General features: G+C 74.6%; 29 protein-coding genes. 15 read left to right on the forward strand and 14 right to left on the reverse strand.

Features of this window, described 5'->3' with window-relative positions; genetic code table 11:
- Positions 1–849, forward strand: a complete 849-nt coding sequence (locus ABD223_RS26425; protein WP_344039217.1) for an NmrA family NAD(P)-binding protein — start codon at positions 1–3, stop codon at positions 847–849.
- 138 nt (positions 850–987) lie between these two features.
- Here ABD223_RS26425 and ABD223_RS26430 read toward each other — a convergent pair whose 3' ends face one another.
- The 3 genes from ABD223_RS26430 to ABD223_RS26440 all read right to left on the reverse strand — a co-directional run bounded on the left by ABD223_RS26430 (position 988) and on the right by ABD223_RS26440 (position 3,433).
- On the reverse strand, positions 988–2,106 hold the full coding sequence (locus tag ABD223_RS26430; RefSeq protein WP_344039218.1) for a lytic polysaccharide monooxygenase auxiliary activity family 9 protein: 1,119 nt from the start codon (positions 2,104–2,106) through the stop codon (positions 988–990).
- A 267-nt stretch (positions 2,107–2,373) separates the two neighbouring features.
- The gene (locus tag ABD223_RS26435; RefSeq protein WP_344039219.1) at positions 2,374–2,793 is read right to left on the reverse strand and encodes an SRPBCC family protein; all 420 of its coding nucleotides are present in this window, start codon (positions 2,791–2,793) and stop codon (positions 2,374–2,376) included.
- A 28-nt stretch (positions 2,794–2,821) separates the two neighbouring features.
- Complete coding sequence (locus tag ABD223_RS26440) at positions 2,822–3,433, reverse strand: uridine kinase family protein (RefSeq protein ID WP_344039220.1); 612 nt, start codon at positions 3,431–3,433, stop codon at positions 2,822–2,824.
- Positions 3,434–3,488: 55 nt separating this feature from the next.
- Between ABD223_RS26440 and ABD223_RS26445 the strand changes: the two genes are divergently transcribed.
- The 5 genes from ABD223_RS26445 to ABD223_RS26465 are packed head-to-tail and all read left to right on the forward strand — an operon-like array spanning position 3,489 to position 6,672.
- The gene (locus tag ABD223_RS26445) at positions 3,489–4,001 is read left to right on the forward strand and encodes a hypothetical protein (RefSeq protein WP_344039221.1); all 513 of its coding nucleotides are present in this window, start codon (positions 3,489–3,491) and stop codon (positions 3,999–4,001) included.
- The gene (locus ABD223_RS26450; protein ID WP_344039222.1) at positions 3,998–5,224 is read left to right on the forward strand and encodes a PPE domain-containing protein; all 1,227 of its coding nucleotides are present in this window, start codon (positions 3,998–4,000) and stop codon (positions 5,222–5,224) included. Before ABD223_RS26445 ends, ABD223_RS26450 begins: the two co-directional genes overlap by 4 nt.
- On the forward strand, positions 5,221–5,487 hold the full coding sequence (locus ABD223_RS26455; protein ID WP_344039224.1) for a WXG100 family type VII secretion target: 267 nt from the start codon (positions 5,221–5,223) through the stop codon (positions 5,485–5,487). Before ABD223_RS26450 ends, ABD223_RS26455 begins: the two co-directional genes overlap by 4 nt.
- The gene (locus ABD223_RS26460) at positions 5,480–6,118 is read left to right on the forward strand and encodes a hypothetical protein (protein WP_344039225.1); all 639 of its coding nucleotides are present in this window, start codon (positions 5,480–5,482) and stop codon (positions 6,116–6,118) included. The genes ABD223_RS26455 and ABD223_RS26460 overlap by 8 nt, the downstream gene beginning before the upstream one ends.
- A gap of 29 nt (positions 6,119–6,147) precedes the next feature.
- A complete protein-coding gene (locus ABD223_RS26465) occupies positions 6,148–6,672 on the forward strand; it encodes a hypothetical protein (protein WP_344039226.1) in 525 nt (174 codons plus the stop codon).
- Here the strand turns inward: ABD223_RS26465 and ABD223_RS26470 are convergent.
- The gene (locus tag ABD223_RS26470) at positions 6,599–7,351 is read right to left on the reverse strand and encodes a helix-turn-helix transcriptional regulator (RefSeq protein WP_344039227.1); all 753 of its coding nucleotides are present in this window, start codon (positions 7,349–7,351) and stop codon (positions 6,599–6,601) included. The two genes, ABD223_RS26465 and ABD223_RS26470, sit on opposite strands and share 74 nt — an antisense overlap.
- 72 nt (positions 7,352–7,423) lie before the next feature.
- On the opposite strand from ABD223_RS26470, the gene ABD223_RS26475 reads away from it, so the two are divergent.
- Positions 7,424–8,179 (forward strand): ESX secretion-associated protein EspG, encoded by a 756-nt coding sequence (locus tag ABD223_RS26475; RefSeq protein WP_344039228.1) that lies wholly within the window; start codon positions 7,424–7,426, stop codon positions 8,177–8,179.
- Here the strand turns inward: ABD223_RS26475 and ABD223_RS26480 are convergent.
- The 4 genes from ABD223_RS26480 to ABD223_RS26495 are packed head-to-tail and all read right to left on the reverse strand — an operon-like array spanning position 8,166 to position 10,544.
- Positions 8,166–8,438 (reverse strand): hypothetical protein, encoded by a 273-nt coding sequence (locus ABD223_RS26480; RefSeq protein WP_344039229.1) that lies wholly within the window; start codon positions 8,436–8,438, stop codon positions 8,166–8,168. The two genes, ABD223_RS26475 and ABD223_RS26480, sit on opposite strands and share 14 nt — an antisense overlap.
- Positions 8,438–8,722: a YbaB/EbfC family DNA-binding protein gene (locus tag ABD223_RS26485; protein ID WP_344039230.1), complete on the reverse strand. Its 285-nt coding sequence runs from the start codon at positions 8,720–8,722 to the stop codon at positions 8,438–8,440. The genes ABD223_RS26480 and ABD223_RS26485 overlap by 1 nt, the downstream gene beginning before the upstream one ends.
- The gene (locus tag ABD223_RS26490; RefSeq protein WP_344039231.1) at positions 8,719–9,771 is read right to left on the reverse strand and encodes a CHAP domain-containing protein; all 1,053 of its coding nucleotides are present in this window, start codon (positions 9,769–9,771) and stop codon (positions 8,719–8,721) included. Before ABD223_RS26490 ends, ABD223_RS26485 begins: the two co-directional genes overlap by 4 nt.
- Positions 9,771–10,544: a transglycosylase SLT domain-containing protein gene (locus tag ABD223_RS26495; RefSeq protein ID WP_344039232.1), complete on the reverse strand. Its 774-nt coding sequence runs from the start codon at positions 10,542–10,544 to the stop codon at positions 9,771–9,773. Before ABD223_RS26495 ends, ABD223_RS26490 begins: the two co-directional genes overlap by 1 nt.
- Before the next feature lie 118 nt (positions 10,545–10,662).
- On the opposite strand from ABD223_RS26495, the gene ABD223_RS26500 reads away from it, so the two are divergent.
- Together ABD223_RS26500 and ABD223_RS26505 are read left to right on the forward strand one after the other, a co-directional pair.
- Positions 10,663–11,985, forward strand: coding sequence for a replication-associated recombination protein A (locus ABD223_RS26500; RefSeq protein ID WP_344039354.1), 1,323 nt, complete (start codon positions 10,663–10,665; stop codon positions 11,983–11,985).
- A gap of 41 nt (positions 11,986–12,026) precedes the next feature.
- Complete coding sequence (locus ABD223_RS26505) at positions 12,027–12,755, forward strand: SAM-dependent methyltransferase (protein ID WP_344039233.1); 729 nt, start codon at positions 12,027–12,029, stop codon at positions 12,753–12,755.
- 303 nt (positions 12,756–13,058) lie between these two features.
- Here ABD223_RS26505 and ABD223_RS26510 read toward each other — a convergent pair whose 3' ends face one another.
- The 5 genes from ABD223_RS26510 to ABD223_RS26530 are packed head-to-tail and all read right to left on the reverse strand — an operon-like array spanning position 13,059 to position 19,701.
- Positions 13,059–14,813 (reverse strand): IucA/IucC family protein, encoded by a 1,755-nt coding sequence (locus ABD223_RS26510; protein WP_344039234.1) that lies wholly within the window; start codon positions 14,811–14,813, stop codon positions 13,059–13,061.
- Positions 14,806–16,077, reverse strand: a complete 1,272-nt coding sequence (locus ABD223_RS26515) for a lysine N(6)-hydroxylase/L-ornithine N(5)-oxygenase family protein (RefSeq protein ID WP_344039235.1) — start codon at positions 16,075–16,077, stop codon at positions 14,806–14,808. Before ABD223_RS26515 ends, ABD223_RS26510 begins: the two co-directional genes overlap by 8 nt.
- Positions 16,074–16,649, reverse strand: a complete 576-nt coding sequence (locus tag ABD223_RS26520) for a GNAT family N-acetyltransferase (protein ID WP_344039236.1) — start codon at positions 16,647–16,649, stop codon at positions 16,074–16,076. The genes ABD223_RS26515 and ABD223_RS26520 overlap by 4 nt, the downstream gene beginning before the upstream one ends.
- Entirely contained in the window at positions 16,646–18,310 is a 1,665-nt protein-coding gene (locus tag ABD223_RS26525; RefSeq protein WP_344039237.1) for an IucA/IucC family protein, read from the reverse strand. The genes ABD223_RS26520 and ABD223_RS26525 overlap by 4 nt, the downstream gene beginning before the upstream one ends.
- Positions 18,307–19,701 (reverse strand): pyridoxal phosphate-dependent decarboxylase family protein, encoded by a 1,395-nt coding sequence (locus ABD223_RS26530; RefSeq protein ID WP_344039238.1) that lies wholly within the window; start codon positions 19,699–19,701, stop codon positions 18,307–18,309. The genes ABD223_RS26525 and ABD223_RS26530 overlap by 4 nt, the downstream gene beginning before the upstream one ends.
- A gap of 255 nt (positions 19,702–19,956) precedes the next feature.
- On the opposite strand from ABD223_RS26530, the gene ABD223_RS26535 reads away from it, so the two are divergent.
- From ABD223_RS26535 to ABD223_RS26560, 6 genes are read left to right on the forward strand one after another with little or no spacing between them, the layout of a single operon-like run.
- Positions 19,957–20,352 carry a DUF948 domain-containing protein gene (locus tag ABD223_RS26535; RefSeq protein ID WP_344039239.1) on the forward strand — a complete coding sequence of 132 codons (396 nt, stop codon included), beginning with the start codon at positions 19,957–19,959 and terminating at the stop codon, positions 20,350–20,352.
- Entirely contained in the window at positions 20,349–20,612 is a 264-nt protein-coding gene (locus tag ABD223_RS26540; RefSeq protein WP_344039240.1) for a hypothetical protein, read from the forward strand. The genes ABD223_RS26535 and ABD223_RS26540 overlap by 4 nt, the downstream gene beginning before the upstream one ends.
- A 55-nt stretch (positions 20,613–20,667) precedes the next feature.
- Complete coding sequence (gene alaS / locus ABD223_RS26545; RefSeq protein ID WP_344039241.1) at positions 20,668–23,340, forward strand: alanine--tRNA ligase; 2,673 nt, start codon at positions 20,668–20,670, stop codon at positions 23,338–23,340.
- Positions 23,327–23,839 (forward strand): Holliday junction resolvase RuvX, encoded by a 513-nt coding sequence (gene ruvX, locus ABD223_RS26550; RefSeq protein WP_344039242.1) that lies wholly within the window; start codon positions 23,327–23,329, stop codon positions 23,837–23,839. Before alaS ends, ruvX begins: the two co-directional genes overlap by 14 nt.
- Positions 23,836–25,068 carry an endolytic transglycosylase MltG gene (gene mltG, locus ABD223_RS26555; protein ID WP_344039243.1) on the forward strand — a complete coding sequence of 411 codons (1,233 nt, stop codon included), beginning with the start codon at positions 23,836–23,838 and terminating at the stop codon, positions 25,066–25,068. The genes ruvX and mltG overlap by 4 nt, the downstream gene beginning before the upstream one ends.
- Before the next feature lies 1 nt (position 25,069).
- Positions 25,070–25,909 (forward strand): shikimate dehydrogenase, encoded by an 840-nt coding sequence (locus tag ABD223_RS26560; RefSeq protein ID WP_344039244.1) that lies wholly within the window; start codon positions 25,070–25,072, stop codon positions 25,907–25,909.
- A gap of 12 nt (positions 25,910–25,921) precedes the next feature.
- Here ABD223_RS26560 and ABD223_RS26565 read toward each other — a convergent pair whose 3' ends face one another.
- Positions 25,922–26,464, reverse strand: coding sequence for an AAA family ATPase (locus tag ABD223_RS26565; RefSeq protein ID WP_344039245.1), 543 nt, complete (start codon positions 26,462–26,464; stop codon positions 25,922–25,924).
- Between the last annotated feature and the right edge of the window lie 11 nt (positions 26,465–26,475).

The raw sequence follows: 26,475 nt of genomic DNA on the forward strand, positions 1-26,475 counted from the left end.
ATGATCGTCGTCACCGGCGCCACCGGTCAGCTCGGCCGCCTCGTCGTCACCGCCCTGCTCGACCGGGGCGTGCCCGCCGCGCGCGTGGTCGCCGCCGTGCGCGACCCGAAGAAGGCCGAGGACCTGGGCGTGACCGTCCGAGAGGCCGACTACGACCGGCCGGAGACCCTGGCCGGCGCGTTCGAGGGCGCGGAGGAGGTGCTGCTGATCTCCGGCAACGAGGTCGGCAGGCGCGTGCCGCAGCACCGGGCCGCGGTGGACGCCGCCCGCGCCGCCGGGGTGCGGCTGCTGGTCTACACCAGCGTCCTGCACGCCGACACCAGCGCCGTGTCGGTCGCCCCGGAGCACAAGGCCACCGAGGAGCACATCAGGGCGTCGGGCGTGCCGTTCAGCTTCCTGCGCAACGGCTGGTACAACGAGAACTACGAGCAGACCGTCCGGCAGGCGCTGACCACCGGGGTGATCCCGGGCGCGGCCGCCGACGGGCGCGTCGCCTCGGCCGCCCGCGCGGACTACGCCGCGGCCGCGGCCGCCGTCCTGACCGGTGAGGGCCACGAGGGCGCCGTCCACGAGCTGTCCGGCGACACCGCGTGGACCATGGCCGACCTGGCCGGGATGATCACCGACGTCTCCGGGACCGAGGTCCTCTACCAGGACATGCCCGCCGAGCTGTACACCCGCACGCTGTCCGGCATCGGGCTGCCCGAGGAGGTGGCGCTGATGCTGGCCCGCATGGACACCGACATCGCCGCCGGCCTGCTCGCCGACACGCCGGGGGAGCTGTCCCGCCTCATCGGCAGGCCCACCACGCCGATGCGGGACACCGTCCTGGCCCTCGTGAAGGGCTGACCGGCGCGGGAGCCCCGACCGATGCGGGAGCCCCCGACCGGAGCCGGGCGCGGTGGCCTGGCGCGGGCGGGGGCTCCCGTTCGGGTTCTCGACCGGACTGGGACGTCCTGGGCCGAACCTGCCCGACAGGGGTGTGGATCAAGGGCTGGTGCAGGTCACCGTGGGCAGCGGGTTGGAGCCGGTGTAGCTGCCGGTGAAGCCGAACTTCGCCGAGCCCGAGGGCGCCACGGTGCGGTTCCAGTCCACGTTGCTCACGGCCACCTCGGAGCCGGAGCCGGAGCGCACGCCGTTCCAGACGCTGTTCAGGGTCTGGCCACTGGCGAGGTTCCACCTCGCGGTCCAGCCGCTGAAGGTGCTGGAGCCGGTGTTCACGACCTCGACCTCGCCCTGGAAGCCACCCGACCACGAGCTCGTGATCCGGTAGTTCGCCGTGCAGCCCGTGGTGCCCGGGTTGGACGACGTGGTGGTGGGCGTGGTGCTCGTCGTGCTGGTGGTCGTGCCGGTCGTCGTCGTGGTCGTCGTCGTGGTGGTGGACGAGCCACCGCCGCCGCCGACGCCGGTCTCCTGGCCGTTGCCGCCGTCGAACGTCACGTCGGAGCAGTTGTAGAACGTCTCCTGGCTGTCCGAACGGGTCCACACCGAGTAGATGATGTGGCGGCCCGACTTGCCCGAGGGCAGGTTCGCGTTCCAGTAGTACTGGCCGTCCACGGTGCCCACCGAGCCGCTCGCCGGCGGGTTGGTCACGCTGTGGAACGGGGTGCTCTCCAGGTCGTCCCAGGACAGCGCCCGGGTCGGGCTCCAGCTGTCCTTGGTGACGTACAGGTGGAAGGTGCCCGGGTGGGCGGCCCACATGTTGTACGACCAGCGGATGTTCGCGCCCGCGGTCAGGTGCGTCACCGGGTAGTCGTTGCGGGCGATGTCGAACCCGGAGAACGTCGGGTTGCCGCCGCTGCACAGCTTGCCGTCCGGGATGAAGCCCTTGGTGCGGCCGCCGCCGTCGGAGCGCAGCACGCCGAACCAGTTGTAGAGGGAGTTCGTGCCGCCCGCGGTCACCGCCGCGCTGCACGCGGGGTTCTGGGGGCGGATGTCGCCCTGCGGGGAAAGGCCGTCCTTCCAGCACAGGAAGGTCCGGCTACCCGGCTTCATCATGGCGCCGTGCGCGGACGCCGCGGGGGTGCTGACCACGTTCACGAGCACCGAGACCAGTACACCGGCCACGCCGGCCGCTGCCAGCGCGACCCATCGTCGGGCCTTCACCGTCGTTCACCTCCTCGTTGAGGTTCTGGGAACGCTCCCAGGAATCGGGCCAACTGTATCGGCGGGCACAGCGGTCTGTGAATCTTCAGCTACCCAGTGCATCCCAGCGGCCGAACGTGAGCGGCCCTTCGGCGGTCAACCGTTACACCCGGAAGCGGGCATTTTCACCTGGGAAGGCTCCCAGGGCGCGCCGCGAGTGCGGGACAGCGCGGGGCGCCGTGCCGGATCTGCCCGGCACGGCGCCCCGTCCCGATCAGGTGAAAACGATCACGTGGCGCGGTCGGTGGCCAGCGCGGCGAGCCGGTCCAGGGCCTGGCCCAGGTACTCGTCGGTCAGCTCGTGCGCCTCGCCGCCCACCGCGCCCGGGTGGTCGCCGCGCACGTCCAGGTGCAGCACCACGCGGCTCGCGGTCGGCCCGTCCTCGTCCACCTGGAGCCAGCCGGAGTAGCCGTCGCCCTCCAGGTCGCCCCACTCCAACCGCCGCTGCTCGGGGACCTCCGACAGGTAGCCCTCGGCCTCGTCGATCTCGTCGCCGATCGAGACCCGGCCGGTGACCCGCTCCGGACCGCTCGACTCGACCTGGAGGCCGTCCGGCAGCCACGCCTCCATCGCGCCCACGTCCCGGGCGATGTCGAACACCGCCCGCGCGTCGACCGGGATCCTCTGCTCACGCTCGAACTCAGCCATGCCGCAGCCGTACCCGGCGCGCGCGGGATTACACCGCCGCCGGGAGCCCCGTCCCGGTGGCGGCCAGCTGCGCGAGGGCCCGCGCCGGGTCCACCGGCCGCATCCCGGCGTCCGCGCACCGGCGCACCACCTCCGGGTGCTCGCGCAGCAGCCGCAGGCCCCGGCGCAGCAGCAACGGCACCGGCTTGCGCGCCTCGGCCACGTCCCGGGCGAACCGGCGGGCGAACGTCACCAGGGCGTTCGGCGCGAGCACGACCGCGTCGGCCAGCACGCCCGCCTCGCGGCAGCCCGCCACCAGCCGGTCGGCGAACAGGCCCTCGGCGATGAAGAACCCGGGCGCGACGACGGCGCGGCAGCCGACCCGGCGGTCCTCGCCGATCGAGTACACGGGCGCGTCGACCGCACCGGTGGTGGCCAGCTCGACCACCGCGGCCAGCGCGTCCCCGGTGTTCCAGGAGCCCTCGGCGTCCCAGTCGGGCCGGCCCGCGGCGTCGCGGGGCAGCAGCGGGTCGTCGCCCTCGCGGTAGAAGTCGTCCAGGCGCAGCACGGGCCAGCCCAGGTGGGCGGCGAGGGTGGACTTGCCCGACCCGGAGGGACCGGCGAGCAGCACGGCGCGCGCGTGAACGGCAGGTGACGGCACGGGACGCGATTTTCGCACACGGCTTGTCCGATCGTGCACCGCGGATGCTCCCGCTGTGCACCCGGTCTTGGTGACCGCGCCCGCGACCACCACCATGTGCTTCATGGTCAGGGTGCGCGGCGTCGAGGACGTCAAGCGGTTGCGCGAAGAGCTGAGGCCCGACGAACGCGGCAGGGGTTCCGTCGACGCCCCGGACGTCGCGGCGCCGACCGGCGCGGGCGCGGCCGGTGTGGTCGCCGACGGCGGCGCCGACCGGATCGAGCTGGACCTCGACGAGTTCGCCGGCGCGGGCAGCGAGCTGGAGCGGCTGCGCGGCGAGCTGGTCGAGCTGCTGAAGCGGGCCGAGGGCGAGGTCGACCAGCCGCTGGGCGACGGCCAGGGCCCGGTCGCGCTGCACATGCGGCGGGCGTTCGGGCTGCGGGCCGGCGCGATCGACGGCGGCGTGCGGAAGGCCCTGAGCTCCTACCTGGTGGAGCTGGAGACGTTGCAGAACGCCCTCAACGGGGTCGCCGAGACCTACCGGGCCGAGGACGACGAAGTGAAGCGGACCATGGGGCGGTTGGCGTGAACGAGCGCGAGCAGGCCCGGCGGGCGCGGCAGCAGGCCCGGCGGATCAGACGGGAGCACCAGCGCAAGGAGCGGGTCGCGCAGAACCGCGAGCTGCGCAACTTCGGCCGGATCAACTGGCAGGTCTACACGCACCGCAGCCTGTGGGACATGGTGATGTCCTCCGACGCCGCGGCGATGTCGCAGCGCACGTGGTCCTGGCAGCGGCTGGCCGCCGACGTCGACCACACCACGGCGCGGGTGCAGTACCTGGTGCAGCGGCTGGCGACGTCCTGGCGCGGCCCGTCCGCCGGCGCGGCCGCCGAGTCGGTGACCCGGCTGACCAGGTGGGCCGCCGACGCCTCCGAGCGGGCCTACCAGGTGGGCACCGGCCTGGAGCGCTACACGGAGGCCGTGGACGAGGCGCGCCGCCGGATGCCCGTGCCCGTGCACCCGACCGCCGAGCGCTGGTTCGAGGAGGGGCGTGACGTGAGCGCGCTCGACGGGCCGGAGGGCGCGTACATGCTCGACCAGCTGCTCGACGACCACATGCCGTCGAAGAAGGAGCAGCAGCGGGCCCGCGCCGAGGCGGTGCGGGTGATGACCGAGTTCGAGGACGCGAGCCGCGCGGTGCACACGTCGCTGCCGGAGACGTTCCAGCAGGCCCCGGCGGGCGCGTCGGCCGTGCAGCCGGACCACCGGCCCGTCACCCCGCCGGAGGTCGAGGTGGGGCCCCGGCCGCCCGTCCCGCCCATCACGCCGACCCCGCCCGGGCCCGTGCCCACGCCCCCACCCCCGCCGCTGCCGCTGCCGCTGCCGGACGCGCGCCTTATCGACACGACCGGCGTGGCCGCCGCGGGCGGGCCCGCCCCGGGCGCGGCCGGCGGCTTCGGCTCCTTCGGCCCCACCGGCGGCGTCCCGGGCGGTGGGGCTGCCGGTGGCTACGGTGCGGCCGGTGGCTACGGCGCGGCCGGCGGTCACGGTGCGGCCGGCGGCCCGCTCGGTTCCGGTCCCCTCGGTTCCGGCGCGACGTCCGGCGTCCTGGGCGCGGTGCCCGGCGGCGCGGCGGCCCGCGGCGGCTTCGGCCCGGTCACCGGCGCGGGCGGCCCGCAGGGCTTCGGCATGTGCCCGCCGATGGCCCCGGCCAACCGGGCCGAGGACGGCGAGCACCGCAACCGCTACGACCAGGGCCTCGACCTGCTCGACGACCTGCCTCCCGCCTACCCGCCGGTGCTCGGCGAATGAGCGACGGCTACGGCGTCGACCCGGACGCCCTGACCGCCTTCGCCACGCGGCTCGACGACACCTCCGACGAGGTGCGGGCGGTGGTCGCCGCCCTGGAGGACCCGGTCGGCGACCTCGGCCCCGAGGGGATCACCGAGGCGGTCGACCGCCTCGTGGCCGACTGGGCGCGGGCGTTGCGCGACGTCGGGCTCGACGTGGTCGCGGACGGGCTGCGCGCGGCGGGTGAGCGCTACCGCGAAGCGGACGAGTGGCGCCATGGCTGACTACCGTGGCCTGGGTTTCGACCCCACCCCCGGCCACGCCGGGGCGGTGGCGGCGGCGAGCGAGCGGTGCGCGGCGGCCTTCGCCGACCCCGGACCGCCGCCGGAGGGGTGGACGGGTGCGGCGGCGGACGGGTTCAGGACCCGGTTGGAGGCGGTGGTGTCGGAGCTGACGGCGGTGCGGCGCGCGATGCGGGCGGCGGCCGAGGTGCTCGACGACTGGGCCACCACGCTGCTGGGCAACCAGCGGCGGGCCGAGGAGCTGGACCGGCGCGCGGTGCGGTTGCGCCGCGAGCTGGCCGACGCCGCCGACGAGGTCGACCGCACCGGTGCCCTGGCCCGCTTCACCCCCACGCACACCGCGGCCCACGACGAGGCCGTGACCAGGCACGACGAGCTGAAGCGCAGGTTGGACGAGGTGCTCGACGAGGCCCGGCTGCTGGAGCGCGACCACCGGGCGGAGGCCCGCCGGGTCGCCGAGCGGCTGCGCGCCGAGGAGCCGCGGACCGTGGTCGCCGAGGCCCTGACCGGCTTCTCGTCCCTCACCGCCGAGCTGGCGTCCGTGCTGTTCGGCCCACCTCGACCGGCGCCCACCGCGGGCGCGGCGGCGGCTTTCCGGGCGGGCCTCGGGTGAGACTGGCTCCCGTGCCGGGGGTGACCCCGGTGGCACTAGGCACCCCCGAGCGCACCGCGGCCGAGCTGCTGGCGGTGCTGCGCAGGCTCAAGGGCTCCCACGACCCCGGCCTGGAGGTGTCCGCGACGCAGGCCGCGGAGCTGGCGCACCGGCACGGCGCGGGCCTGCTGGCCGTCGTCGAGCACCCCGACGCCGACCCGGCGCTGCTGATGGCGGGCGTCGTGCCGGCCGAACCCGACGAGCCCGCGTTCCACCTCGACGGTCCGGCGATCCGCGAGGTCACCAGGGGCGTGACCGCCACCGGCTACCCGGTGGTGATCGTGGAGCGCATCCCGGTGACCGGGCCCGGCGCGCAGCTCCAGGTCGTGGTGACCGACCCCGACCACCCGCGCGTCGCCGTGTTCACCCTGCACTCGCCGAGCGGCCGCGGCTGGCTCGACGTCGCGGGCGTGGCGGGCCGGTTCGTGTCCGGGATGCGGTTCAGCGACCCCGGAACTCGCTCGGCGTCCGACCCACCACCTGGCGGAACGTCCGGGAGAAGTGCGCGGCGCTGACGAAACCGCAGTCCTTGGCGATCTCCCCGATCCCGCGCGCCGCCTTCGCCGGGTCCGCCAGCAGCGCCTTGGCCCGGTCGATCCGCAGGCCGCGGATGCGCTCGGACACGCCCTGACCGTCGTCGAACAGCTGGTAGAGCCGCCGGCGCGAGATGAACAGCGCCTCGGCGATCCGGTCCGCGCCCAGGTCCGGGTCGGTCAGGTGCTCGCGCATGTACTCCAGCGCCTCGCGCCGGCGGGCGGCCAGCGCGTCGACCCGGTCCAGCTCCGCCCGCAGCGCGCTGCGCAGCACCAGCTCGGCCAACCCCAGCAGGTGGTGCGCCAACCCGTGCGGGTCCAGCACGTGCGCGGCGGCCAGCACGTGCGCCACCGCGCCGGAGAACACCGACCGCAGCGCGCCGTCCACCGGCACCGGCTGGAACATCAGCGGTTTCAACTCGCCGAACCCGACGCTCAGCCGCGCCTCGGCGACGGTCAGCATCACCACGCCCACCGGCAGCACGTGCAACGAGCAATCGGGGAACCGAAGCGCGGTCCCGGTCACCGGCACGCCCTTGGGCACGGTGCAGCGCAGCAGCAGCTGGATGTGCTCGGGAACCGACGCACCCCCGTTGAGCGCGGCTTTGGCGGCGGCGGCGCCGGAGGCCCGCACCGTCAGGAAACCGCCCGCGACGTCCACGACCGGCAGCCTAACCGCCGGTGTCGCCCACCCCGCCCGCACGAGTTCGGACCAACCACTACCTTCTTGCCCATGGCGAGACGTTCGGCGACCGGCGTGGTCCTCACCCACCTGGAGTTCGACCTCCTGTGGGAGGACCTGGGCGCCGGCGACCTGCCGTACCCCCTGGAGGTCCCCTCGCACGGCGGGACCGAGGACGAGCGGGACGCCCTGGGCGGCGAGGTCCTGCGCACCCTCACCGAAGCGGGCCTGGCCGACGGCGACGACGTCTCACCGGAGCTGGAGGACCTGTTCGGCAGGCTGGCCCACGGCAGCCGGTCGGTCGACGCCCTGGTGTTCCGCCCCACCCCGTGGCGCGTCCTGGCGACGGCCCGGGGCGCGCGGGGCGTCCTGGCCGTGCTGAACGACCGCGAAGTGGCCCTGGAGCCGATCACCGACCTGGCGACGGCCATCACCAGGGTCATCGGCGACGCCCCGGCGGGTCCCGGCGAACCGGTCTCCCTGCCCCGCCCGGCCTTCACCGCGGCGGTGGACGCCTACGCGAAATCGGGCCACCCGGCCCTGGAGCGGGCCCTGGCCCAGGCCAACGTCACCGGCCGGGCCACCCGCGCCATCACCACCCTGGTCGACTCGCCGCGGCAGGCGAGCGGCCAGCTGGCCGCCACCGGTCAGGCGGGCCGCTCCACCACCTTGAGCTGGACCGACACCGCGGCGGGCCGCTACGCCATGGCCACCGACGACACCAACTGGGTCCGCATCACCCCGGCCGACACCCCGTGGATCACCCGCCACCTGACCGCCCTCCTGACCCAGGTCACGACCCCCTGACCAGCAGCTCGGCCGGCACCACCTCGCCGACCAGGGCCATCCCCCCCGCCACCGCGCCGGCCGCGGCCTCGTCCGCCAACGACCGCACCACACCCGCCAGCTCGTCGGGCCGCAGGGCCAGCGCCTCCCGCGCGAACGCCAGGTCCACCAGCTTCCCGTGCAGGTCGACCACCACGGTCACGCCCCGCCCGGAAGCCTCCCGCCGGATGGCCTCCAGCCTCTCCACGAGCCCCGGCCCCGGCTCCGTTCCCCGCCCCATCACACCCGCCACGTCTCGGGAGTCGTGTCCTCGACCGACTCGACCATCCGCGCCTCCACGCCCAACCCGAGCGCGCTCACGTCGCCCACGACCCGCTGCACCCGCGCGTTGGCCCGCGCCGTGGCCGCGTCGACCAGCGCCAGGACCGCCTCCGCCAACCCGGTCGCCCCCAACCGCAGCGACCGCTGGTCCAGCACCAGGTCGCGCAACCCGCCCCCGGGCCCCACCTCCACCGAGATCCCGGTGTCCGGGTCGTGGGCCCGCGCGGTGAACCCCGCGGTCACGGGTGCACCCCTCCGTAGAACGTGCCCGAGCTGAGCCGGTGCGTGTTGCGCCGCACCGAGTCGCCCGAGTTGCCCTCGATCAGCGTCACGGTGCCACCGGACACCTTCTCGACGATCCCGATGTGCTTGCTGGTCGCCGGGCTGCCGGGCCCGGTGCCGAACAGCAGCACGTCACCCGGCCGCACCGCGCTCAGCGACGTGTACGCCTTGCCGTTGCGCTGCCCCCACCGGAACACGTCGCCGGTGAACGGCAGCACCGGGATGTCGACCCCGGCCTTCCGCCACATCGCCGTGGCGAACGACGAGCACCACGCCGCCGTCGGCCCGTACGGGTTGCGGTTGCTGCCCGGCGGGTTCTCGCGAACGCCGAGCTGGCCGCGCGCCGCCGAGATGATCGTCCGGGCCCGGCCGCGCGCCCGCGCGTCCGACGGGCTGGTGCGACCGCCGCCCCCGCCGCCGCCGCCGCGGACCTCGCCCCGGGACCGCTCGGGCCGCGCGTCGGCCACGCCGTCGTGCTTGACCTCCTTCTCCAGCGCGCGCAACCGGCGGGCGGCGTCCTCCATCTCGCCCCGCACGTCGCGCAGCGCCGCGGCGGTCTCCTTGGTGTACCGGGGCTCCAGGTCGGCGGCCCGCGCGACGGCCTGGAGCATCGCCGCCCTGGTGCCGACCGCCTTGCCCGCGTCGAGCAGCCGCGTCGCCTCGCCGAGGTACTCCTCCACGGCCCGCCGCGCCCGGGCGTGCCCGGTGGTCAGGGCGGCCGACACGCCGGCCACGACGCGCTCGGCGTCCCGCGCCGCGTCGGCGGTCGCGCGCAACTGCCCGTTCAGCCGGTTCGCGCGCTTCTCGAACCCCTCGGAGTTGTTCCCCCGCCAGTGCTCCAGCACGGTCTTGGCGGCCTTGTCCTGCTCCTCCTGCCGGTCGGTGAGGCCCGTCGCGGTCCGGTGCAGCGCGTACTGCGCCTTCACCGCGTCCTCGGCCTTGCCCGCCAGCGCGTTGCGGTGCCCGATCATGCTCTCCGCGATGTGCCGGGCGATCGCACGGGTGTCCACTAGCCCTCACCCCCTCCGGTGACGCCCCGGCCGCCGCCCAGGGCGCGGGAGATGTCGTCGTCCTGGTCGCGGTACGACCCGGCGGACCTGGTCGCCGACGCGGCCAGCGCGTCGGTGTTGTGCGCGACGCCCTTGACCTGCTTGCGCAGCGCCGCGCCGAAGTTGTCCAGCGCCTCGGCGAAACCGGACTGCCTGCCGACGCGCCCGAAGCTGTCGTCGGCGATCTCCCGGACGTCGCGCACGTGCCCGCGACCGAGCGCGGTCAGGTCGTCGGCGGTGTCGCGCGTCCGCCGCGCGTAGTCGCGCAGCACGCCCACGTCGACGGAGAACCCGCCGCCGGAACCGCCGCGCCCGCCGGAACCGCCGCGCCCGCCGCCGCCGGAACCGCCCGTGCCGCCCCCGCGCTTCATCGCCGCGACCCCGCGCCGCGCCTCGTCCAGGTGCTGCCGGTACTTCCCGCTCGTGTAAGTGGTCCACGGCGCCCACGACCGGCCGTCACCGGAGATCCTGTTCGCCGCCTTCGCGTTCTCCGCCGGGTCGAACAGCTCCCGGTTGGACTCCAACCCGAACTCGCGCCGCCGCGCGGGTCCCATCGACCCCAGCATGTTGATCTGCCACAGCCCGTAGGAGTTGTCGGGCGGGGTGTCGTTGTGCGCGCGGGGGTCGCCGCCGGACTCGGCCAGCGCGACCGCGACCGCGATCGTCAGGTCCTCGCCGCGGAAACCGGCGTCGTGGGCGTGCCGGGCGATCTCCGCCGGGCTCAGCTCGCTCATGCCGCCCACCCTGCCCGCGACCCCGCCCGCACCGGTACCACCGCTGCACGCTGGGACAGCACCGCTGCACAGGCCGACTACAGTCGAACACGTGGACGAAGGGCTGTTCGACCAGGGCTTGTTCGGCGCGACCGAGGAGGAGAAGGCGTCGCGCCTCGCCGCCAACGCTCCGCTGGCCGTGCGGATGCGCCCGCGCACCCTCGACGAGGTCGTCGGGCAGGACCACCTGCTCGGGCCGGGCGCGCCGCTGCGCAGGCTGGTCGAGGGCTCGTCACCCGCCTCCGTCATGCTCTACGGCCCGCCGGGCACCGGCAAGACCACCCTCGCCACCCTCGTCTCCCAGGCCACCGGCCGCCGGTTCGCCGCCCTGTCCGCGCTGTCGGCCGGCGTGAAGGAGGTGCGCGCGGTCATCGACGAGGCCCGCCGCCGCCTGGTCCGCTCCGGCGAGTCGACCGTGCTGTTCATCGACGAGGTCCACCGGTTCTCCAAGACCCAGCAGGACGCGCTGCTCGGCGCGGTGGAGGACCGGATCGTGCTGCTGGTCGCCGCGACCACCGAGAACCCGTTCTTCTCCGTCGTCTCGCCGCTGCTGTCCCGGTCCCTGGTGCTCCAGCTGCGCCCGCTGACCGACGACGCGGTCCGCGCCCTCGTCCGCCGCGCGGTCACCGACGACCGGGGCCTGGACGGCTCCATCACCGTCGCCCCCGACGCCGAGGACCACCTGGTCAGGCTGGCCGGCGGCGACGCCCGCCGCGCGCTGACCGCCCTGGAGGCCGCCGCGGACGCCGTGGGCCCCGGCGGCGAGCTGGACCTGCCGACGCTGGAGGCCACGGTCGACAAGGCGGCCGTCCGCTACGACCGGCAGGGCGACCAGCACTACGACGTGACCAGCGCCTTCATCAAGTCCATCCGCGGTTCGGACGTGGACGCCGCCCTGCACTACCTGGCGCGGATGATCGAGGCGGGGGAGGACCCGAGGTTCATCGCCAGGCGGCTGGTGATCCACGCCAGCGAGGACGTGGGCATGGCCGACCCGACCGCGTTGCCGGTGTGCGTGGCCGCCGCGCAGGCCGTGCAGCTGATCGGCCTGCCCGAGTGCGCCCTCAACCTGGCCCAGGCGACCGTGCACCTGGCGACGGCGCCCAAGTCCAACGCGGTGACCACCGCCATCGGCGAAGCCATGGCCGACGTCCGCAAGGGCGCCATCGGCGCCGTGCCCGCCCACCTCCGCGACGGCCACTACGCGGGCGCGGCGAAGCTGGGCAACGCGCAGGGCTACCGGTACCCGCACGACGTGCCGGAAGGCGTGCTGACCCAGCAGTACCCGCCGGACGACCTGGTCGGCCGCGACTACTACGAGCCGACCGGCCGGGGCGCCGAGCGCGTGCTCGCCGAACGCCTGCCCAGGCTGCGCCGCGTCGTGCGGGGCGAGGACCGGTAAATTCCGTTTCCGATCCACCCCGCTTCTGACACGGTGTGGCCGTGACGGACGTCCCGGCCAACGGCCATGCCCTCCTCGACTTCAACTCGCCGCTGTCCGACGCCAAGGCGTTCGACCTGGTCAACAGCCTGCACCTGGTCCCGGGCCAACGGGTGGTCGACTACGGCTGCGGCTGGGCCGAACTGCTGCTCCGCGCGGTCGGGCACGTCCCCGGCGCCACCGCCGCCGGCGTGGACAGCGACGAGCACGCGATCACCAGGGGCAGGGCGAACGCCGAGGCCAGGGGCCTGACCGACCGGGTCGCCCTGGAACTGGCCGACGCCACCACCTGGACCACCGACCCCGCCGACGTCGTGATCAGCATCGGCGCCTCCCACGCGTGGGGCGGCACGAAGGGCGCCCTGGACGCCATGCGCGCCCGCCTGCGCCCCAACGGCACCCTCCTCCTGGGCGACGGCTTCTGGGAGAACCCGCCGAACGCCACCGCGACCGAGGTGTTCGGCGACGAGGACCTCGGCACCCTGCCGGAACTGGTGGACCTGGCCCTGGCCGGCGGCTACCGGCTGCTCAACCTGGCCACCGCCACCCGCGACGAGTGGGACAGCTTCGAATCGCGCTGGTGCGCCTCCCGCGAGCGCTGGCTGCTGGCCAACCCGGACCACCCCCGGGCCGCCGAGGTCCGCGAGATCGTCGACGAGCACCGCGAGGGCTGGCTCAAGGGCTACCGGGGCTCGCTGGGCTTCGCCTACCTGACCCTGGCCCGCACCTAGGACCCCGGCCGCCTCGCCCGGCCGGGGATACCGGGCGAGGCGGCCGACCTCGTCCGGACCCTCCGCCCAGGCTGCCACCTCCGCATCCCGTTCCGAGGTGGCGAATGTCCGGGATCCTGCCCCCGCTCTTGGCCCTGTTGGGTGTTCGGATCCGCCATCGCCGAGGTGGGCGACGTGGCGGACCTGCGAGTGCTCCTTCCCGGGAGCGCCGGATCGTCCCGGCGCGACCAGGGCGGAGTCGGAGCGGCCCCACTGCCGCCTGTTCCCCGACGGCAAGGTCGTGCGCCCGCCCTCCTGAAGACCTCACCACCCGTCCACCGGCAGCACCGGCTCCACCCCGTGCAACGGGTTCGGCACCGTCCCCGCCCCGGGCACCGGCGGCCGGGCGGCCAGGTCCCGGTACCCCAGCGTCACCCGGTAGCTGTTCAACGGGTACCGCAGGAACTCGGCGCAGGTCAGCGACCCCTCCTCCATCCGCCCGGCCACCCCGGGGAACCGCGACCGGTAAGCCTCGACCTCCCCGCGCACCATCCCCCAGAACCGCTCCTCCGGCAACGGGTACAGCGACGACAACGGCCGGAACACCCCCACCAGCAACGCGTCCACGACGTACTGCCGCAGCACCGCCCAGGGCTTGCGCGGCAGCACGGGGGCGTCCGAGTCCGGCTCCAACCCCCGCGCCGGCACCCGGTCCACCGACACGTTCACGTCGTCCACCAGGTCCAGCAGCGCCACCCGCACCGGCGACCCCGACGGGTCGACGACCACCACCACGTTCTCCCCGTGCGGGTTGAAAGTGACCCCGTACGTGTACAAGAAGTGGATCAACGGCCGCAGCAGCGCCCGCAGCAGCGCCGCGAACCACACCGCCGGATCCGCGTCACCCACGTACTCCAGCACCAGCGGCCGACCCTCGCGGTCCACGTGCAGCAGCGCCGCCAGCGACCACGCCCGCTCACCCTCTCCCAGCGCCACCGGCTCGCGCCAGATGCACCCCAGCGTCTCCAACCACTGGTAGGGCACCTCGCCCGCCCGCGACAGCTGCGGGTGCCGGACGGTCACCGAGGCGACCTCGCCGAGCAGCTGCGTCCCCCACGACGCGATGTGCTCGTCGGCCCCCCACAGCCCCCGCAGCCACTGCGTCACCACCGGCGCGTTCACCGTGCAGTGCGGCGGGATCCCCCGGTACACGGACGTGTTCAGCACCTTCAGCGGCAGCTTGACCTGGTACCGCCCCGGCGCGTCCACGTTGGACATGCTCCGCACCGACTGCGTCGGCAGGTACCAGTCCGGCGCCTCGCCCAGCTCCACGATCCGCCCCAGCGCCAGCTCCGGCGCCCACAGCACCCGCACCACGTGGTCGAGCTGCCACGGGTGCACGGGCAGCCACACGTACGCCGACGGCTCGACGCCGGCCTCCCGCAGCACGTCGGTGAACCGCTCGACCGTCGCCGCGTCCAGCTCGTGACCCCGCACCGCCAGCTCCGACAGCTCCGGCGTGCCCCGGAACTCCGCCAGCCCCCGGTGCACGGCCAGCCACGGCAGCCGCACCGGGGTCCGCGACTCCGGCGCGTGCCGGGCCACGTCGTCGGCCGAGAAGCCGACCCGCCCCTTGTTCGCGATCAGCCACGGGTGCCCGGTCAGGTGCCCGTCCAGCTCGGCCTGCGGCAGCCCCGCCAGCTCCGCGACCGGCCGGGACGTCGCGGCCAGGTGCGCGTCCGCCGCCAGCGTCGAGGTCACCTCGGCCAGGAACCCGGCGGTCGTGGCCGGGTCCACCCCGAGGGACCGGAAGGCGTCCACCACGAACCGCTGCACGTCGTCGCACGGCTCGACCACGTCGTCGCCGAGGATGCCCGCCGCGCCGCGCCGCACCGACCCGGGGGTGACCGCCCACCCGCCGAACGCCGTGCGCCGCGCCTCGAACGCGTACACCGCGTCGTCGAACCGCAGCTCGTACCCGGCGGGACCGCCGGAAGGCGTCAGCAGCCCCTCGAAGCACAGCTCGCCGATCGCCTTCGCCAGCAACGCCGCCGAGCACTCGCGCCACAGGTCAGTCAACGGTCCCCCCCGGTGCGGTGAAGCTCGTGTAAGCGGTGTGCCGGGGCAGCGGGTACACCTCGCGGCCGGCCACCGCGTTCAGGATCGTCGCGTTGCGCACCGCCCCGATCCCCAGGTCGGGCGCCGCCACGCCGTGGCTGTGCAGGTCCGCGTTGGCCACGAACACCCGCCCGCCGACCTCGGGGTCGAGCTCGATGGAGTGGTCCAGCGCCACCACGTACCGGCCCTCGGGGTCGCGCCGCACGTGCCGCTCCAGGGGCGCCAGGAACGGCGTCGACGCCTGCCGGTACCCGGTCGCCGCCACCACCACGTCGGTGACGTGCCGGAACGCCCGCCCGGTGTCCCGGTGCACGCACTCCAGCACCACCTCGCCGCCCACCACCGAGGACGACACCACCGCCACCCCCGGCCGCAGCTCGACCGGCGCCAGGTCCCGCTCCCACTCCCGCCGGTACAGCAGGTCGTGCAGCTCCTCCAGGGTCTCCGCGGAGATCGCCCGGTAGTGCCGCCAGTGCTCGGCCCGCAGCTCGTCCCGCTTGCCCTGCGGCAGCGAGTGGAAGTGCCGCACGTACTCCGGCGTGGTCATCTCCAGCACCAGCTTGGTGTAGTCCAGCGGCGCGAACGCGGACGCGCGCGTCAGCCACGACACGGCGGGCCGGCCGTCGGACAGGTTGCGCCGCAGCAGGTCGAGCGCCACCTCGGCCCCGGACTGCCCGGAACCCACCACGGTCACCCGCCCGGCCGACACGTCCCGGTGCAGGTAGTCCGAGCTGTGCGCCAGCCGGTCGCCGAGGCCGGCCAGCGCCGGCGGCACGTGCGGCTCCGTGCCGACGCCGAGCACCAGGTGCCGCGCCTCCACCGAGAACCCCGCCCCGGACACCGCGAACCGGTCGCCGACCCACTCGACCGAGGTCACCGGGCAGGAGAACCGCACCGGCAGCCGCGCCGCCGCCCACCGCAGGTAGTCCTCGTACTCCCGCCGCGTCGGGTGGAACCTCTCCCGCACGTAGAACGGGTACAGCCGGTCGGCGTCGCGCAGGTAGCACAGGAACGACAGCGGGTGCGCGGGGTCGACCAGCGTCACCAGGTCCGCCAGGAACGACACCTGGAGCAGCGCGTCCGGGAACATCATCCCGCTGTGCCAGCGCAGCTCCGGCCGCGCCTCCAGCACGACCACGTCCAGGTCGGCCGCTGTCGACGCCAGCGCGGCCAGCCCGAGGTTGAACGGACCGCACCCGACGGCCACGACGTCGTGCACGGTCACCGCGACCGCACCATCAGCAGCGCCACCTTGTCCGGCAGCAGCACCTCGCCGACCGGAGCGAACCCGCCCGCGGTGAACGAGCTGATCGCCCGCCGGTTGCGCACGTCCGGTTCCAGCAGCACCCGCGTGCACCGCGGGTCGGCCTCGAACAGCGCCTCGGTCAGCTCCGGCAGCAGCGACCGCACCAGGCCCCGGTCGGTCATCGACAGCTCGCCGACGGCGACGTGCAGGCCGAGGTCGTGCGGCCGGGCCGGGTAGACGCCGGCCACCGCGTCCCGCGCCGCCCGGTACACCTCCAGGTACATCACCGGGTCGCCGTCCAGGTCCACCAGCACGGGCAGCGAGTGCACGCCGCCCAGCTGGCGCCGCAGCTCCTCGGCCCACCGCTCGCGCGGCCACGCCTGGTGCCAGAACGCGGCCACGTGCGGCGCCTGCATCCAGCGGTGCAGCAGGGACAGGTCGCGGTCGGGGTCGGCGGCCCGCGCCCGCCACCGGCCGGTCAGCGCCGGCAGCGGCGGTCCGGGCACGCCCGACAGGTCGTCGGTCGGCCGGTAGGCGTCGAGGTGGGTCACCGGGCGCACCCGACCTCCCGCAGCGGGTTGGGCGCGTCGAAGTACACCGACTGCGCGTCCAACGGGGCCAGCACCTCGTCGATGCCCTCCAGCCTGGTCAGCAGGTTCCCCTTGCACGGCAGCGAGTCGGCCTCCAGCCAGCGCCGCGCCAACCGGTCGCCGTCCGGACCGGCCTCGGCCAGCGCGGGCAGCGCGGACCTCAGCCGGGACGCCATCACGCCGAGCAGGTCCCGCTCGTCGGCCAGTCCCTCCGCGCCGAGGCACCCGATCACGGCCAGCGCCTGGTTGCGCAGCAGGTAGTAGGTCAGCCGGTCGTCCACCACGGCGTCGTCGACCACGGCCAGCGTCGACGTCTTCGCGCCCAGCCGCTCCAGCACGCGCGGCAGGTGGGACGCGGCCAGGTAGTAGCCCTGGTTGTCGCGGTACCGGCCGCCGACCACGCGCCCGGCCGGGTCGAGCCGCACCAGCGTGTTCTGCTGGTGCGCCTCCAACCCGATGCCGGTCTCGGCGTACAGCCGCAGCATCGGCACCAGCACGTGGTCGGTGTAGGCGGCGACCCACTCGGCGGCGTTGAGCCGCAGCACCAGCTCGCCCAGCAGCGACCGCCCGATGCCGGGGCGCGGCGCGACCAGCCCGGCCAGGCACCGCGAGTCGCCGAGGTCCGCGGGCGACTCGCGCACGGCCACGTCCAGGCCGGTCACGTCGCCGCCCTCGTCCACCGCGATCCACGCCGGGTCGCGCACGACCGAGAACTCGGGGTGCGCCTTCTCCGTGCCCGTCGCGTACCCGGACTCCAGCAGCAGGTGGACCTCCGACCCGCGCCGCAGCTCGGTGGACGTCGACTCGCGCCGCGAGTTGGTGATCCGCAGGCCCAGCGACAGCTTCAGCATCACCGGCGCGCCGGTCCGGTACACCGTCCGCAGGCTCGACGTCGGCGACCACTCGGGCCCGAACTCGCCCAGCGGCTCCAGCAGCCCGCGCGAGACCAGCGAGGCGATCCGCGGCCGGCGCAGCAGGTCGTGGGCCTGCCACGGGTGCGCGGGCACCAGCACCCGCCCCGGTTCGGGGCTGCGCCCGGCCAGGTCGGACATCAGCGCCACCGCGTCCGGGCCCGACACCGAGCCGTGCGAGACGACCTGCTCGGCGGCGGAGAACCAGAACAGCGGGAACGAGCCGCGCAGCTCGGGGGAGTAGCGGGCGTTGTCGGCGTCGGACAGCCCGTCGCGGCTCTTGGGCGCCGGGTGGTGCAGGTGCCCCAGCATGAGGCGCTGCTCGGCGTCCAGGAACCGGTCCGCGGGCCCCACCGGCAGCCGCCTGCGGTGCTCGACGAACCCGGTCACCCGCCGCACCGACTCGGCGGTGCGCTCCACCAGGTCGGCGGTGTCGCCGCCCAGCTGCGCGCCGACCAGGGCGACCGCCACCACCGGGTCCGCGGGTTTCCCGGCCAGGGTCACCGGGCCGAACCGGTGCCGCCCGGTCGGCGAGTTGTAGCGGACCTCCGCCTCCAGCGGCAGCCCCAGCACGTCGACGCGCACCCGGTCGCCGACCGGCACGCCCAGCTCCCGCACCCAGCAGCGCAGCAGCGCCTCCAGGTGGGCGTGCTCGGCGGCACGCCGGGGTTCGCCCCCCAGCGGGTCCCCGTCCAGCGGGTCGGCTCTCATGCTGCTCCCTCCACCACTCGTTCGGCCGCCGATCCGGCTTCGCGGACCAGGGCGAGCAGCGCCACCAGGTCCGCTTCCCGGGCGTCGGGGTTGAGCAGGGTGAACTTCAGGCAGGTCGCCTTGTCCACCTCGGTGCGGCCGATCAGCGCCTCGCCCGCGCGCAGCAACCGGCGGCGCAGCCGCGCGTTGACCTCGTCCGACCGCGCCTCGTCCGCGGTCCGGTAGCGGAACACCACGGTCGTCAGCACCACCGCGCCGACCAGCTCGAACGCCGGGTCGGCGGCGATCAGCCGGGCGGCGTGGCGGGCCAGCTCGTGGCAGCGGTCCACCAGCGAGCCCAGGCCCGCGCGACCCAGCGCGAGCAGCGTCGCGGCCACCTTCACCGCGTCCGGCCGGCGCGTGGTCTGCAACGTGCGGCCGAGCGTGCCGTCGTAGCCCTCGGCCCGGTCGTCCTCGGGGTTGAGGTAGGCCACCGACCGCTCCAGCGGCGCGAACAGCGACCCGGAGCGCACCAGCAGCACGCTCGCCGCGGCGGGCTGCCAGCCGATCTTGTGCAGGTCCGCGGTCACCGAGTCGGCCAGCGCCAGCCCGTCGACCAGCCCGCGCAGCTTCGCGGAGAACACCGCGCCGAACCCGTAGGCGGCGTCGACGTGCAGCCACGTGCCGTGCGCGCGGGCGAGGGCCGCCAGCTCCGGCAGGGGGTCCACGGAGCCGAAGTCCGTGGTGCCCGCGGTCGCCACCACGGCCACCGGCGTGCCGCCCGCGCCCGTGATGGCGCGCAGCATGGCGGCCAGCGCGTCGGGCCGCATCCGCCGGTCGGCGTCCACGGACACCGGGCGCACCGCGTGCTCGCCGAGGCCGAGCGCCGCGCAGGCCCGCTGCACCGAGAAGTGCGCGACCTCCGAGCAGAACACCACCGGGTCGGGCAGCGCGGCCACGCCCTCGGACCGCGCGTCCACGCCGAGCCTGGCCGCCGCCGCGTCCCTGGCGAGCAGCAGCGCGGTGAGGTTGGACAGGGTCCCGCCGGGGGTGAACACGCCGTCGGCGTCCGCGCCCAACCCGGCCAGCCGGGCCAGCGCGGCCACCACCCAGCGCTCCACCGCGATGGCGGCGGGCCCGGAGTCGTAGGTGTCCAGGGAGGCGTTGGACGCGCCGGCCAGCGCGTCCGCCGCCACGGCCACGGCCAGCGGCGGCGGTTGCAGGTGGGCGGCTGCCAGCGGGCTGGTCAGGTCCACCCCGTACGCGGCCATCACCCCGGTCACCCGCGCCAGCGCGGCCTCCGCGCCGATGCCGTGCTCCGGCACGTCGCCGAGCGCGCGCTCGGCCGCGGCCAGCACGTCATGGGGTCCGCCCGCGGGTATCGGTCGTCCGGAGGGGCTGGGGGCGAACACGACACCTCCGAAGATCGGCTAAGGCAAGCCTTACCTCATCTACCCCGCGTGGCCGTTGTCAAGCTCTTTGTGACGATCACTCCTGAATCCACGCTAGCCGCCCCGCCCGCCCGCCGAGGCGAGGCCAAATGGGGGGTCTTGGACCGACCGTCCCACCACGTGGCACGGCACGCGCGCGGATCTCGTGCGGACCCGCCGGACCGGGCGCGGTAACCTTGGCCGCCACTTCAGACCGGCAAACCACCAGGAGGATCCGTGTCGCCAGGGCAGATCGCCGCGCTGGTCGCCGCCGGCGCGTTCGTGCTGCTCGTGCTGCTGCTGGCGATCCCGTTGATCAAGCTGGGCCGCACGCTGGACGAGGCGACGATCGCCATCCGCAAGGCGCACGAGAACAGCGACCCGCTCTTCACCGGCGCGAACACGACGATCTCGCACGTGAACACGCAGCTGGAGCGGGTGGACGGGATCACCGCCAACGCCCGAGCGGTCACCGGCAACGTCTCGGCCCTGACCTCGCTGTTCACCGCCACGCTCGGCGGTCCGCTGGTCAAGGCCGCCGCGCTGTCCTACGGGCTCAGCAAGGCCATCCGGGCGCGCCGCGCGGCCGACGAGGCGCCCAAGAAGCACGTACGACGCAGGGGCAGGCGATGAGGCGGTTGTTCTGGTTCGGGCTCGGCATCGCCGCGGGCGTCTTCGCCACCCGCAAGGCGGGACAGGCCGCGCACGCCGCCACGCCCGCGGGCATCGGCGAGAACGTCGGCCAGGGCCTGCGCGAGCTGGCGGGCGCCCTGGGCACCTTCGGCGCGGACGTGCGCGCCGGCATGTCGGAGCGCGAGCAGGAGTTGCAGGACACCGTGGAGCGGCAGACGGGCTTCACGCCGGGTCGGCGAGCGCGCAGGGCGGACGACTAGAGGCCGGTCGTCCGCCCCACCGCGCCCCGACCCCACCCTTCGCGAAGGAAAGACCGTGCAGACCCACGAGATCATCAAGCGCTTCCGCGAGCACTTCGAGAGCGCCGGCCACACCGTCGTCCCCAGCGCCTCCCTGCTGCTCGACGACCCCAACCTGCTGTTCGTCAACGCCGGCATGGTGCCGTTCAAGCCCTACTTCCTCGGCGAGGCCCCGCCGCCGTACCAGCGCGCCACCAGCGTGCAGAAGTGCGTGCGCACCCCCGACATCGACGAGGTCGGCAAGACCACCCGCCACCTGACGTTCTTCCAGATGGCCGGCAACTTCAGCTTCGGCGACTACTTCAAGGAAGACGCCATCCGGCTCGCCTGGGAGCTGGTCACCCGGACGCCGGGCGACGGCGGCTACGGCTTCGACCCCGAGCGCATCTGGGTGACCGTCTACCAGGACGACGACGAGGCCGCCGACCTGTGGCAGAAGGTCGCCGGCCTGCCGCCCGAGCGCATCCAGCGCCGCGGCGTCGAGGACAACTTCTGGTCCATGGGCGTGCCCGGCCCGTGCGGGCCCTGCTCGGAGATCTACTACGACCGCGGCCCGCAGCACGGCGCCGAGGGCGGCCCGGTCGTCGACGAGGACCGGTACCTGGAGATCTGGAACCTCGTCTTCATGCAGAACGAGCGCGGCGAGGGCGGCGCGAAGAAGGACTACCCGATCCTCGGCGAGCTGCCCGCCAAGAACATCGACACCGGCATGGGCGTCGAGCGGGTGGCCATGCTGCTCCAGGGCGTGGACAACGTCTACGAGACCGACCTCGTGCGCGCCGTGATCGCCAAGGCCGAGGAGCTGTCCGGTCGCGAGTACGGCGACGACGAGACCGACGACGTGCGGTTCCGCGTCATCGCCGACCACGCCCGCTCCGGCGTCCTGCTGGTCGGCGACGGCGTCACCCCCGGCAACGAGGCCCGCGGCTACGTGCTGCGCCGCCTGCTGCGCCGCATCGTGCGCTCCTCCCGCCTGCTCGGCGTCCGGGAGCCGGTGCTGGTGCGGTTCGCCGAACTGGTGCGCGACACCATGGGCCCCACCTACCCCGAGCTGGTCAGCGGCTTCGCCCGCATCGAGCAGGTGCTCAAGGCCGAGGAGGAGGCCTTCCTCCGCACCCTCGACGCCGGCTCGCGGATCTTCGAGAGCGCCGCGGGCGTCGTGAAGGCCGAGGGCCGTGCCACCCTGCCGGGTGACAAGGCGTTCCAGCTGCACGACACCTACGGCTTCCCGATCGACCTCACCCTGGAGATGGCCGCCGAGGCCGGCCTGTCCGTCGACGAGGACGGCTTCCGCAAGCTGATGGCCGAGCAGCGCGCCCGCGCCAAGGCCGACGCCGCCGGCAAGAAGACCGGCCACGGCGACCAGACCGCGTACCGCGAGCTGCTGGAGCTGGGCGCCACCGAGTTCACCGGCTACACCGAGCTGGCCAGCGAGGCCACGCTGCGCGGCATCATCAGCGGCGGCAAGCGGGTGAGGTCGGCCCGCGAGGGAGACCTCGTCGAGGTCGTGCTCGACCGCACCCCGCTCTACGCCGAGTCCGGCGGCCAGGAGAGCGACGCCGGCACCATCGTCACGGCCAACGCCGAGCTGGAGGTCGTCGACGTCCAGAAGGTCGCCCGCAAGCTCTGGGTGCACCAGGTGCGCGTGGTCAGCGGCGAGGTCGCCGAGGGCGAGCACGTCGAGGCCCGCGTCGACCCGGAGTGGCGCGTCGGCGCGCGTCAGGGCCACTCCGGCACGCACGTCGTGCACGCCGCCCTGCGCCAGGTGCTCGGCCCGTCGGCCCTCCAGAGCGGCTCCTACAACAAGCCCGGCTACCTGCGCCTCGACTTCGCCTGGACCGGCGGCCTGTCCGAGGAGACCCGCAGCGAGATCGAAGAGGTCTCCAACCTGGCCGTCCGCAAGGACCTGCCGGTGCGCGTGGTCTTCACCGACATGGGCGGCGCCCAGGAGATGGGCGCGGTCGCCCTGTTCGGCGAGACCTACGACGAGACCGTGCGCGTGGTCGAGATCGGCGGCCCGTGGTCGCGCGAGCTGTGCGGTGGCACGCACGTCGAGCACGCGTCCCAGATCGGCCCGATCACGGTGATCGGCGAGTCGTCCGTCGGCTCCGGCGTGCGCCGCCTGGAGGCCTACGTCGGCATGGAGGCGTTCAAGTACCTGGCCAAGGAGCGGGCCCTGGTGCAGAACGTCGCCGCCCTGCTGAAGGTGCCCGACGCCGAGGTGCCCGCCCGGGTCGAGGCCCTGGTGGAGCGGCTGCGCGCGGCCGAGAAGGAGCTGGAGCGGGTTCGGGCCGCCCAGCTGCTGTCCTCCGCCGGGTCGCTCGCCGAGCAGGCCCTGGACGTGCGCGGGGTGTCCGTGGTCGCGCTGGCCCTGCCCGAGGGCACGGCGGGCGGCGACGTGCGGTCGCTGGCCGGCGAGGTGCGCAACCGGCTGGGCGCCAGGCCGGGCGTCGTCGGCCTGTTCGCCCCGGACGGCGACAAGGTCAGCTTCGTGGTGGCCACCACGTCGGCCGCCCGCGACCTCGGCCTGGCCGCGGGCAAGCTGGTGCCCGCGTTCGCCCCGGCCGTCGGCGGTCGCGGTGGCGGCAAGCCCGACCTCGCCCAGGGCGGCGGCACGAACCCCGCCGGCGTCCCCGAGGCCCTCACCGCGCTGCGGGCCGAGGTGGATCGCGCCCTTGAGCAGCGCTGACCGCCCCGGCGTCGACGACCCCGGCCTCGGTCGGAGGCTGGGCGTCGACGTCGGCGCGGTGCGCGTGGGGGTGGCGCTGAGCGATCCCGGTGCGTTCCTGGCCACGCCGCTGGTCACCCTGTCGCGTGACGAGAAGACCGGCCGGGACCTCGCTGACCTGGCCGGACTCGTCGTCGAGCACGACGTGGTGGAGGTGGTGGTCGGCCTGCCGCGCACGCTGGCGGGCAAGCACGGGCCGGCGGCGGAGAAGGCGACCGCGTACGCTGCGGCGTTGGCCGCGCGCGTCGCCCCGGTGCCGGTCCGGCTCACCGATGAGCGGTTGACCACCGTCACGGCGAGCCGGGTGCTCGCCGAACGCGGTGTGCGAGGCAAGAAGCAACGCGCCGTCGTCGACCAGGCTGCCGCTGTGGAGATCCTCCAGTCCTGGCTGGACGCGCGGGCTCGACACGTGGCCCGTTCCGCCGAGGAGCGTGCCCCCGGACCGAAGGACGGCTCGTGACCGACGACCTCGGGTTGTTCACCGATCCCGACGCGCAGCAGGACGAGCGGCCCCGGCGCAGGAACGCCGCCGCCGCGGCGGCGGCGCGGCGGGCCAAGCGCCGGCGCAAGCGCACGATCCTGTGGGTCGTGGTGGCGCTGGTGCTCGCCGGCGGCGGCGCGGGCGCGTACTACGGGTACCGGTCGTTGAGCGGCATCGGCTCCTACGACGACTACGCCGGCGCGGGCGAGGCCGACGTGGTGGTCGAGGTCAAGGACGGCGACCTGGTCTCCTCCATCGCCGCCACGCTCAAGGAGCAGGACGTCGTGGCGAGCCAGCGCGCGTTCACCGAGGCGGGCGCCGACGACGCGCGGGTCACGGGGATCCAGCCGGGCTTCTACCTGATGAAGACCAAGATGTCCGGTGAGGCCGCGGTCACGCGGATCCTGGAGAAGGCGGCGAAGATCACGCCGCTGGAGGTCCGGGGCGGCTACGTGCTGCACGACCTCACCGCGCTGGACGGCTCCACCACCAAGGGCATCATGTCGCTGCTGTCCGACGCCTCGTGCGTGGAGCTGGACGGCGCCAGGAAGTGCGTGACGGTCGACCAGCTGCGCGAGGCGGCGGAGAACGCCGACCCGGTCGCGCTGGGCGTGCCGGACTGGGCGCTCACGGCCGTGACCAGCGCGCCGAAGGAGAACCGGCTCGAAGGGCTCATCCTGCCGGGCCTGTACCACCTCGACCCCGGCGCGGACGCGGTCGGGCTGCTCAAGAGCGTGATCACCACGTCGTTGAACCGCCTCCAGGGCTACGGCATCCCCGGCGGCTCCGACAAGACCGGGTTCCGGCCGTACGAGGTGCTGGTGGTGGCCTCGCTGGTGGAGAAGGAAGGCGTGACCGAGGACTTCGGCAAGGTCTCCCGGGTCATCTACAACCGGCTCGCCGCGGGCCAGCTCCTCGAACTCGACTCCACGGTCAACTACAAGCTGGACCGGCCGCACATCACCACCAGCCCCGAGGACCGCGCCCGCTCCGGGCCGTACAACACCTACAACGCGGACACGAAGGGCCTGCCGCCGACGCCGATCGGCTCGCCCGGCGAGAAGGCCGTGAAGGCGGCGATCGCCCCCGAGGACGGGCCGTGGCGGTACTTCGTGAAGTGCGAGACGAACGGCAAGTCGTGCTTCAACGAGACCTTCGACGACCACCTCGTGGACGTGGACGACGCCCAGCAGAGGGGTGTCTTCTGACGTGGCGCGCCGTGCCGCGGTCATCGGCTCGCCGGTGGCCCACTCGCTGTCGCCCGTGCTGCACGACGCCGCGTTCCGGGCGCTGGGGCTGACCGACTGGACCTACGCGCGGATCGAGTGCGACGCGCCCGCCGTGCCCGACCTGGTCGCCGGGCTGGACGAGTCGTGGGCCGGCCTGTCGGTGACCATGCCGAACAAGCGCGCCGCCCTGGCCGTGGCGTCCGAGGTCACGTCCCGGGCCGCGCTGGTCGGCGCGGCCAACACGCTGGTGCCGGTGGACGGCGGCTGGCGGGCGGACTGCACGGACGTGGACGGGGTGCTGGGCGCGCTGAGCGCGGCGTGCGGCTTCACCTCCGGCACGCGCGCGGTGCTGCTGGGCGCGGGCGGCACCGCCACGGCGGCGCTGGTGGCGCTGGCCTCGGTCGGCGTCCGCTCGGTGGCGCTGGTGGCGCGCTCGGTGTCGCGGGCCGCCGAGGCGGAGGGGTGCGCGGCCCGCCTGGGCCTGGCGCTGGAGCCGGTGGTGTGGGGCACGGCCGACTTCGCCGACCTGGCCGCGTCCTGCGACGTGCTGGTCAGCACCGTGCCGCCGGCGGCGACCGAGCCGATCGCCGACGCGCTGGCGGGTGCGCCGTGCGTGCTCGACGTGATCTACCACCCGTGGCCGACGCCGCTGGCGCTCGCCGTGCGGGCGAGGGGGCGTTCCCTGGCGACAGGGCTGGACATGCTGCTCCACCAGGCGTTCGGGCAGGCCGAGCAGTTCACCGGGCTGCCCGCGCCGCGCGAGGAGATGCGCCGGGCGTTGCGCAGCGCGACGGACGACCTCCTGCTCCTGCCGATCTGAGGCCGGTCGGGTTCAGTCGACCCGGGCGGCGTCCAGGTTCGCCAGGATCGCGTCCACGGTCTCGTCCGGCGCCTGGTCCGAGGTGTCCAGCCACAGGCCCAGGCGCGGGGTGCCCTCGCGCAGGCCTCGGTCCAGGTCGGCGACGGTCCACGCGCCGTACCCCGTCTTGGGTCGCCCGGCCTCGCGCAGCGCCACGGCCTCCGGCGACGGCGCCAGGACGACGACGTAGCGGGGGCGGGTGCGCACGGCGTCCACGAACCCGCGCAGGTGCTCCCCGAGGACCACGTCCTGCACCACTGCCGTCCAGCCCGCGCGGGCGTACTCGTCGGCGACGGTGGTGGCCAGCCGGTACCGCAGCCGCAGCTGGGCCTCGGCCTCGTCGGCGGCGTCGGGGGTCATGTCCGCCCGCCCGGAGACGATCATCCGGCGGAACGCGTCGCCGCGGACGTGCGCGGCGCGCGGCAGCCGTTCGGCCAGGCGCTGGGCCACCGTCGACTTGCCGGCCGCCATGATGCCGGTGACCACCACGACCGCCGAGCCCGGTTCATCGCTCATCCGGTCATCAC

Origin of the sequence: Saccharothrix xinjiangensis (assembly GCF_039527585.1) — a bacterium.
Lineage (GTDB): Bacteria > Actinomycetota > Actinomycetes > Mycobacteriales > Pseudonocardiaceae > Actinosynnema > Actinosynnema xinjiangensis.